Genomic DNA, 8,681 nt, shown 5'->3' with positions numbered 1-8,681 from the left:
CTTCCTTTCTTAAAATTTCTTTATTTGATGTTCCGTGTAGGTCAGGTTTCTTATCTAAACACCGTTCCCCTTTTTTATAAACTTCGTTCTTTTGAGGTTGTAAGGGAAGTGCCTTCAAAACTCGTTGAGCTTTTAAGAAAAGGAGAGATACAGGCGGGCATAGTTTCCTCGGTTGAGGCCTTCTTCAACCCCGATAAGTATTACATTCTTCCTGATATATCTATATCCTCAAGGGGTGAAGTTTGTTCCGTTAAGCTTTTTTCAAAAAAACCGATATATGAGGTTGAGAAGGTAAGTATAACAAAGGCCTCGTTAACCTCCCGTTATCTCCTTCACTACATAATGGAAAAGAAGTTCAATAAAAAGATTATTGAGGTATCCGAGGGGGAGGCAAAGCTCCTAATAGGTGACGAGGCGATGGAAACGGACCAATACCCGTTTATATACGACCTGGGAAAGGAGTGGTATGAGTTCCATAAACTTCCCTTTGTTTTTGCCTTATTTCTCGTGAGAAGAGATGCAGACCTGAGTAAGGCGAGATTACTTTTAAAAGAGATAAGGGAAAGTCTCGAAGAATTTTTTAGTAATTTTCCTGAAGAGTATAAAGATTACGAGTATTACTTTAAAGAGTGTATTGATTACTCCTTAAAAGAGAAGCACTTAAAGAGTCTTGATATCTTTTTTAACTACCTCTCTAAAAAATTTAAAAAGGAAAAGCCGAAACCCTGGTTTTTGAAATGATTATCTCTCTCTTTCTCCTCTTATGAACTCTTCAACCATCTTCTTAGCTTGCCAGTCGGGGTATTGTATGGGTGGGTGTTTCATCGTGTAAGCGCTTATGGAGTATAGAGGTCCTGCTACTCCCCTATCTCTTGCAAGCTTAGCACACCTTATTGCGTCTATCATCGAACCTGCACTGTTGGGAGAGTCCTCAACGTCAAGTTTTAGTTCAATATACATTGGGACGTCTCCAAAGAGTCTACCTTCCATCCTTATGTAAGCTATCTTTCTATCGTTAAGCCAGGGGACCCAGTCGGAAGGTCCTATGTGAACGTTTTCCCATCCGAGTTCATAAGGAAGTAGTGAGGTTACCGCTTCGGTCTTTGAAATCTTCTTAGTCTTTAGCCTTTCCCTCGCAAGCATGTTGAGGAAGTCCGTATTTCCTCCGAAGTTGAGCTGGTATGTTCTATCAAGCTTAACACCCCTGTCTACAAAGAGCTGAGTTAATACCCTGTGAACGATTGTAGCTCCTACTTGGGACTTTATGTCGTCTCCCACTACAGGTATTCCCGCTTCTTCAAACTTCTTTGCCCACTCGGGATCCGAAACTATAAAGGTCGGCATTGCGTTTATGAAGGATACACCTGCTCTGAGACATGCTTCAGCGTAAAACCTCGCAGCCTGTTCAGCTCCTACGGGGACGTAGTTAATAAGAACGTCAGCCTGTGTTTCTTTGAGGACCGCTACAACGTCCTCAAGTTCGTCTTCCTTCTCGTCTGCAAGGACAAAGGTTCTTTCGGGTGGATACTCCTTCATATGGGGTGCAAATCCGTCAAGAACCTTACCCATTCTTACTTTTACACCCATGTGGGGAACGTCGGGTTCAAAAACCGCCGTGCAGTTGGGAGGTGCGAATATAGCTTCCGAAACGTCTTTTCCAACTTTCCTTGCGTCAATGTCCCACGCTGCAACTATCTCGATATCCCACGGCTTATATCCCCCTATGTCCTCGTGCATAAGTCCGCTAACGTCAACAGCTCCCTTCTTCTTGTAATAGTAAATTCCCTGTATTAGTGAGCTTGCACAGTTACCCACTCCCGCTATAGCTACCCTCACCTTCTTTTCTGCCATTACATCACCTCCTTTTGGTTTTTTTTGCCTTCAAATAAAGGCTTATAAAATCTTATGTATCCAATATAAAATTATATACCTCACTTTTAGAAAGGTCAAACCCGCTATATGCGTTTAAAATATTGTTAGGAAATTTTAAGGAGGTGGAAAAATGCTACCCAGAGATTTAATAGATTTAATGAGAGATTTAAACGTTTTTCCCGTTGTAGTCTCAACCGTTGATAAGGAGGGAAATATACATATCACCTTTATAACTTGGGTTTATCCGGTTGATGAGAGAACGATAAGAATTGCGGTAAGCTCAAAGGCCAAAACTTCCCAAAACATAAGGGAAACGGGAAAAGTTGCCATACAGATTTTTGCTCCCGATAAAGCCCTAAGCTGTTACGGAAACGCCAAGGAAATCGTTGAGAAAATAGAGGGGGTTCCCTTCCCGGTATCGGTGTTCGAGGTTGAAATTGACACCGTTGAGAACTCCCTCTTTCCCGGAGCTACGATAACCGGAATAATTCCCTTCGCCCATACGGGAAACGTTCTTAAGATGACCGAGCTTGACGATAAGGTCATCAAGGCCTTAAAGTCTTAATTTATATCTTTGTGCTCCTTAAGGTTGTTATTCCGAACGGACAGACAAAGCTCGTTGAAGCCGCAAAAATTCCCGAAAAGCCCGTAGGAAGAAGAGCCGTAATAAGGAGTTACGAAAGCGGAAAATTTATTACCGGTATAGTGATAGGTAAGGCTAATGGCGAATCCGAGGGAGAGGTGTTATGTTTTCCCGATCCACTTCCCGTAGTTCTTCCTCATGCCTTTGAGATTGCGAAGGAACTTGAGAAAAAAAGCATAGATTTTTACACAAAAATTCTTTGGGACTTTCTCCCTTCTTCTTTTGATTGGTATGAGGATGAGTTTGTTTACCTCAAGCGTCAAAACCTAAGATCGGTGGACCAAAACACGTTAAAACTCGTTGAGTTTCTGAAAAAAAAAGAAAGAGTTCCCTATGAAATTTTAAGGAAAAGCTTTCCGTGGAAATTAATCCGGTTCCTTTTGGAGAAAAAGATAATAGAAAAGAAAAGGGAATGGATAATTCCCGATATAACGGAAGAGGCGTTTGTCTTATCTATTTCCTTTGAAGAAGCTGTAAAAAGTCTCAAGTCGGAAGAGAAAAAGAAATTGATCAAATTCATAGAAAAAAATCCATTATCTTCAAGGGAGGATTTGAAAGAAGCCGGATTTAAGACCGCATACATTGGAGAGCTTGTAAAAACAGGAGTTTTAAGGAAGGTAAAACTGCCTGTTCAAAGACTCTTGAAGATAAAGGATGAACCAAACGGTGAGGTTATAAAAAAGGAAAAGGATAGGATACTTATAACTGGCACTTACGAGGGTATATTAAAAAAAATAAGAGAAATTACAGAAGAAAATCTGAAAAATGGAAAGAATACACTTATAATTTCTACAGATGACGGAGAATTAAGGGAAACTGTAAAAAGACTGAAGGGGCTTTACGGGGAGAAGGTTGTAGAAATAAGTTCAAGAATTACCCCGAAGCGTTTGTTTAAAAACTGGTTCAAGGCTTATAAAAGCGGATACATATTCGTGGGAAAGTATAAGGCTTTATTCCTTCCATTTCTTAGTCTTGAGAGTATCATTCTTCTGAATGAGCTGAGAAATACGAGGTATCCTATAAACAACTTGGATATAAGAGGTGCACTTTATCACTTATCAAAACTTAAAGGGGCGCAGCTTATATTCTGTTCCCCTAATTACTCAATAGAGAGTTACTACTTATTAAAAAAGAAATTTTTTAAAGGATTTATTCCTGAGGAGTTTAAACCTGAGGTAAGAGTTTTTAGAGTAAAAAAGGAAATAATTTCTGAGGAAACATACAAAGAAGTAGAAAAAAATAAGGAGAAAAGTATTCTTTTTGTAATTCCTCGTGAGGGATACGGATACCTTTACTGCCCGAGGTGTGAATCCCTAATAGAATGTCCGGAGTGTGGAACTTTTCTTGTATACAGTAAGGAGAGGGATTTAGTTTTTTGCAGGTTTAACGCAAGACATTATAAAAGCAAGGAGCAGGTTTGTCCCGTATGTTTCGGAAAAACGGAAGCGGTAAGTGTAGGAATAGAAAAGGTTAAGGAGGTTATTTATAATACCTTCGGTGAGAGAAAGAATTTTTTCTTTTCAACTTATCCTGAATGGACTAAAACTTACGATATTGTCGTGTTAATTGACGGAGAAAGATTTCTAAATTATCCGAGCTTTAGGGCAAGGGAGAAGCTTTTATACTTCCTCTCAACACTTTACAGAACCGCAAAGGAAAAACTAATAATCCAGACGAGAAACCTTACCGATGATGAGATAAAACACTTAGAGAAAAAAGATATAGGAACACTATACGAGGAGGAGCTAAAGAGAAGAAAGGAGGAAAATCTGCCCCCTTACGGCCACGTTGTAATAATTGAGAGCAGTAGGGATGCTTCGGAATTGATAAGGGAAAAGGTGGCAGAAAAGTTTGAAGCGATTTATGACCCGAGAACGGGAATATGGAGCTATTTAATAAAGGTAAAAGAGCTAAAATTAGTAAGAGAGAAGTTGAGGAAGTTAAAGGACTTCAACGTTATTATGTATTAATGTTACTTTTAGGAGGTGGGAAATGGAATTTCTGCAAAGAGACCAAGCACCCCTAACCGCTGACGAATGGGAACAGATAGATAAAACGGTTTACGAGGTGGCACGAAATGCTTTAATAGGTAGGAAATTCATTCCGGTTGTCGGACCTATAGGTGCGGGACACCAGGTTATATCCTACGACGTTCTTTACGGAGTTGAGCCGGGTGTTTGTGAGATAAGGCCGGGACAGGAGTATGAGGTTTGTGAGCCGATAAGAACCGGTATAAGGAAGCACGTTCCCATACCTACCCTTTACAAGGACTTCGTTATATCCTGGAGGGACCTTGAGCATTGGAGACAGTTTAACCTTCCGATAGATACAACGAACGCTGCCGCAGCAGCAAGTTCCCTCGCTGTAGCCGAGGACACGCTTATACTCTTCGGAAGCAAGGAGCTCGGAATAGAAGGACTCCTTACCGCTGAAGGTATAAATGAGGATAAGCTTTCCGACTGGAACGAGGTAGGAAACGCTTTTAACGACGTTGTTAGGGGGATATCAAAGCTCGTTGAGAAGGGATTTTATACGAATTACTACCTAATAGTTAATCCCAAGCGCTACTTTCTACTTAACAGGCTTCACGATAACACGGGACTTCTTGAGCTTGAACAGGTAAAGAAGGTAGTTAAAGACGTTTTCCAGACACCAATAATGCCGGAGGATAAAGTTTTACTCGTTTCCGCATCTCCTGCAAACTTTGATATAGTTGTAGCACTTGATGTGAACGTTGCCTTTGTTGAGACCTCAAATATGAACCACACATTCAGGGTTATGGAGATGGTCGTTCCGAGAATAAAGAGACCCGAGTCCATTCTTGTCTTTTCCGCTTAATTTTTCTTCTTTATGAAGATATCCGATTCCGTTGAGTTCACCGCTCAGAAAGAGGAGAGGCTTGACCGATTTCTCGCAGAGAGCTACACCGATTTCTCAAGGAGCTATATAAAGAAACTTATAGAAAAGGGGCTCGTTTACGTAAACGGAAAGGAAGTGAAAAAGCCCTCAAAAAAGGTAAAAGAGGGGGATAAAGTAATCTTGCTCATTCCCGAGCCGGAAGAACTTAAGGTTGAGCCCGAAAACATACCGATAGATATAGTTTACGAGGATAAAGATATAGCTGTCGTTATTAAGCCTTGCGGTCTTGTTGTTCATCCTTCTCCGGGATACACATCGGGAACACTGGTAAACGCTCTCCTTTACCACATAAAAGACCTATCCTCAATAGGTGGGGTTGAAAGACCCGGGATAGTTCATAGGCTTGATAAGGAAACAGCCGGCTTAATGGTTATTGCCAAAAACGATATGGCCCACAGGGAACTTGTTAAACAGTTCCAAGAAAGGAAAACGGAAAAGTTATACAAGGTTCTCGTTAAGGGAATAGTTAAAGAAGATTACGGAATTATAGATAGGCCTATAGCGAGGCATCCGGTTGAGAGAAAGAAGTTCTCGGTAAACGAGAGCGGCAAGGAAGCTTTAACAGAGTTCTGGGTTTTAAGGAAATACAAGAGGTTTGATATTACATTATTAAAGGTAAAGATACACACGGGTAGAACACACCAAATAAGGGTTCACTTCTCATCAATAGGACATCCCGTCCTGGGAGATAAAACCTACGGTTTTAAAAAGAGCTCCGTTCCTGAGAAGCTCTTAAGCCTCCTCGGTAAATGCAACATGCTTATAGCTTACAAGCTGGGGTTTTACCACCCTCTAACGGGAAAATGGTTGAGTTTTGAGATTGAAGAGCCCGAAACCTTCAGAAGTGTTCACCGTTGGCTTGAGGAACACTCCTTAGATTGAGCTTCATACTCAAGGAGCTTTTCCCTGGCCTTTCTCAGAAGAAAGTTGTAAAGCATTGAAGAAGGTATGGCTACTAAAAGTCCTGCAGCCGTCGCCTTAAGTGCCAGAGCAAGACCGACCATTATCTCTTTTGTGTTAACAAATCCCTTCTCACCTATCGTGTAAAAGGTGAGAATTATACCCAGAACCGTTCCGAGAAGGCCTATATAGGGTGCGTTTGAGGCGATGGTTGCGATTATGTAAAGCCTTCTTGTGAGTTCCTTCTCAAGCAAGGCCTTTGAACTGTATTTTCCCACTCTCACACTTCTTATAAAGAGATATCTCTCAATCGCGACCGCAAGGGCTAAAAAGCTCATAAAACCCAGAACACCGATAACTCCGTAGTCAAGGTACGTTTTTAATTCCCCCATCAATCTATCTCCATCCTCTTCGTCTTTACCTCGTTCAGGAACTCTGTAAGTTCTTCTTCCCTTTCCTCCTCTATAAGTTTCCTAAGATAGTTCAAAGACTCAATAAATCCGTCAATAGACTTTAGGAGATTTTCTCTGTTTGCGAGGAATATATCTCTCCACATCACGGGGTCGCTCTTAGCTATCCTCGTAAAGTCCTTAAATCCCCCTCCGGGATACTTAAAAAGGTCAACCTCTCTCGTTGACATACGTATTAAGGTATCAACCAGGGAAAAGGCAACCGCATGGGGAAGATGAGATACAACACCGAAAACGTAATCGTGAAGGAATGGGTCCATATACTCAACGACCCCACCGACGCTTTCCCATACACTTTTTACGGCTTTTAGGCGTTCTTCGTCGGTTTTTTTCGTAGGTGTTAGTATAACCTTTTTTCCCTCGTATAGGTTAGGCATGCTGAACTCTACACCCGACTTTTCGGTTCCCGCTATGGGATGTCCTCCGATGTATCTTTTCCCGAGCATATCTTCAAGCTCGTAAACGAGAGCTCCCTTAACACTTCCCTGGTCCGTTACGATTACTTCCTCGTTAAGAATTTCACTAAGCTTTCTCGCTATCTCCGGAAAGGTTCTAACGGGAGAGGATAGCATGACAAAGTCGGGTTCAAACTCTTTAACCTCGTATAAAATCGTAGTGCCCTTGTCTATTATTCCGAGGTCTTCACCTTTCCTTATGCTTTCCGGGTTTATATCGTATCCGTATATCTTTCCTTTATAGCCGTGTTTCTTGAGTGCGGCTGCAAAAGAACCTCCCATAAAACCGACGCCTACGATTAGAACTCTTTCCATCAATTGTTAGATTTTAACCTTACTAATTTAAAATGTTTTACCTATGAACATAAGAATCCCCATCATAGGACTGGAGTTCGGAGAAGAAGAAAAGGAAGCGCTTATTAACGTTCTTGAGAGTAAGAGGATAACACGGGACGGATGGACCGAAAAATTTCAGGAAGAATTTTCCCGATTTCTCGGAGTTGATTACTGCTCAACTGTTTGCTCGGGAACCGTTGCTCTCTTCATAGGCCTGAAAGCTTTGGGTGTTAAGGAAGGTGAAAGGGTTGTGGTTCCCGCCTTCAGCTTTATGGCGACGATAGACGCGGTTCTTCTCACAGGTGGAAGTCCTGTAGTTGTTGACGTTGACGAGTTCTACACTATAGATTTAAACCAACTTGAGGACGCCGTGAAAAAGTATAAACCGAGAGTTGTCATTCCGGTTCACCTATACGGACAGCCTGCTGATATGGAAAACCTTATGTATCTGTCGGAAAGATACGGCTTTTACGTTCTTGAAGACTGTGCTCAGGCTCACGGAGCAAAGTATAAAGGAAAAAAGGTAGGTTCTTGGGGGCATATAGGAGCTTTCAGTTTTTACGCCTCAAAAAACGTTCCCATGGGAGAAGGGGGAGCACTAACAACTAACGACGAGAGTATTTACAGAAAAATAAAGAAATGGATTGATTTCGGAGACCATCCCGCCTTTAACGTGAGAATAACCGAGTTTCAGGCTGCCATCGGAACACTCCAACTGAAAAAATTAAATGAACGGAACGAAAGGAGGAGGAACATAGCAAAGATATACACAGAAAACCTTAACGGTTTATACGAGGTTCCGAAAGAAAGAGAGGGAGCTTATCACGTTTACCACCTCTACACCCTGCGCCACGAAAGAAGGGACGAGATAGTTAGGAAGCTGAGGGAAAAGGGAATAGACGCAAGGGTTTACTACGATTATCTTCTTAACGAGATAAGGGAGTCAGAAAGTCTTCCAACCCCTAACGCATACAGATTCAAGAGAGAGGTTTTTTCCATTCCTGTCCATCCATTCCTAAAAGAGGAAGAGGTTTACGAAGTCGTAAACAGTTTGAAAGAGAGTTGTTAAAAAAATATCTTTATAAA

Annotated in this window: 9 protein-coding genes; 6 read left to right on the top strand and 3 right to left on the bottom strand. The window is 41.5% G+C overall.

Annotated elements, in window-relative coordinates:
* Positions 1-741 (top strand): menaquinone biosynthetic enzyme MqnA/MqnD family protein (locus ACWB1W_RS00825; protein WP_479369494.1); only part of this gene is annotated, 741 nt, incomplete at its 5' end.
* Here ACWB1W_RS00825 and ACWB1W_RS00820 read toward each other — a convergent pair.
* Positions 742-1,851, bottom strand: coding sequence for an inositol-3-phosphate synthase (locus tag ACWB1W_RS00820; protein WP_479369493.1), 1,110 nt, complete (start codon positions 1,849-1,851; stop codon positions 742-744). It abuts the gene before it with no gap.
* Between the two features lie 151 nt (positions 1,852-2,002).
* Between ACWB1W_RS00820 and ACWB1W_RS00815 the strand changes: the two genes are divergently transcribed.
* Genes ACWB1W_RS00815 through ACWB1W_RS00800 form a run of 4 tightly spaced genes read left to right on the top strand, consistent with a single transcriptional unit; the run spans position 2,003 to position 6,316 of the window.
* Positions 2,003-2,437: a pyridoxamine 5'-phosphate oxidase family protein gene (locus ACWB1W_RS00815; RefSeq protein ID WP_479369492.1), complete on the top strand. Its 435-nt coding sequence runs from the start codon at positions 2,003-2,005 to the stop codon at positions 2,435-2,437.
* 11 nt (positions 2,438-2,448) lie between these two features.
* On the top strand, positions 2,449-4,485 hold the full coding sequence (locus ACWB1W_RS00810; protein WP_479369491.1) for a hypothetical protein: 2,037 nt from the start codon (positions 2,449-2,451) through the stop codon (positions 4,483-4,485).
* A gap of 22 nt (positions 4,486-4,507) precedes the next feature.
* The gene (locus tag ACWB1W_RS00805) at positions 4,508-5,353 is read left to right on the top strand and encodes a family 1 encapsulin nanocompartment shell protein (RefSeq protein WP_479369490.1); all 846 of its coding nucleotides are present in this window, start codon (positions 4,508-4,510) and stop codon (positions 5,351-5,353) included.
* A gap of 12 nt (positions 5,354-5,365) precedes the next feature.
* Positions 5,366-6,316, top strand: a complete 951-nt coding sequence (locus ACWB1W_RS00800; protein ID WP_479369489.1) for an RluA family pseudouridine synthase — start codon at positions 5,366-5,368, stop codon at positions 6,314-6,316.
* Here the strand turns inward: ACWB1W_RS00800 and exbB are convergent.
* Both exbB and ACWB1W_RS00790 read right to left on the bottom strand, forming a co-directional pair.
* Positions 6,283-6,726, bottom strand: coding sequence for a TonB-system energizer ExbB (gene exbB, locus ACWB1W_RS00795; protein ID WP_479369488.1), 444 nt, complete (start codon positions 6,724-6,726; stop codon positions 6,283-6,285). The two genes, ACWB1W_RS00800 and exbB, sit on opposite strands and share 34 nt — an antisense overlap.
* Positions 6,726-7,574, bottom strand: a complete 849-nt coding sequence (locus tag ACWB1W_RS00790) for a prephenate dehydrogenase (RefSeq protein WP_479369487.1) — start codon at positions 7,572-7,574, stop codon at positions 6,726-6,728. Before ACWB1W_RS00790 ends, exbB begins: the two co-directional genes overlap by 1 nt.
* A gap of 43 nt (positions 7,575-7,617) precedes the next feature.
* Between ACWB1W_RS00790 and ACWB1W_RS00785 the strand changes: the two genes are divergently transcribed.
* Positions 7,618-8,664: a DegT/DnrJ/EryC1/StrS family aminotransferase gene (locus tag ACWB1W_RS00785; RefSeq protein ID WP_479369486.1), complete on the top strand. Its 1,047-nt coding sequence runs from the start codon at positions 7,618-7,620 to the stop codon at positions 8,662-8,664.
* Positions 8,665-8,681 lie beyond the last annotated feature (17 nt).

It is taken from the genome of Aquifex sp., assembly GCF_056494385.1.
Note: the sequence above shows the minus strand (reverse complement) of the source record. Positions and strands in the feature narration are given on the sequence as shown.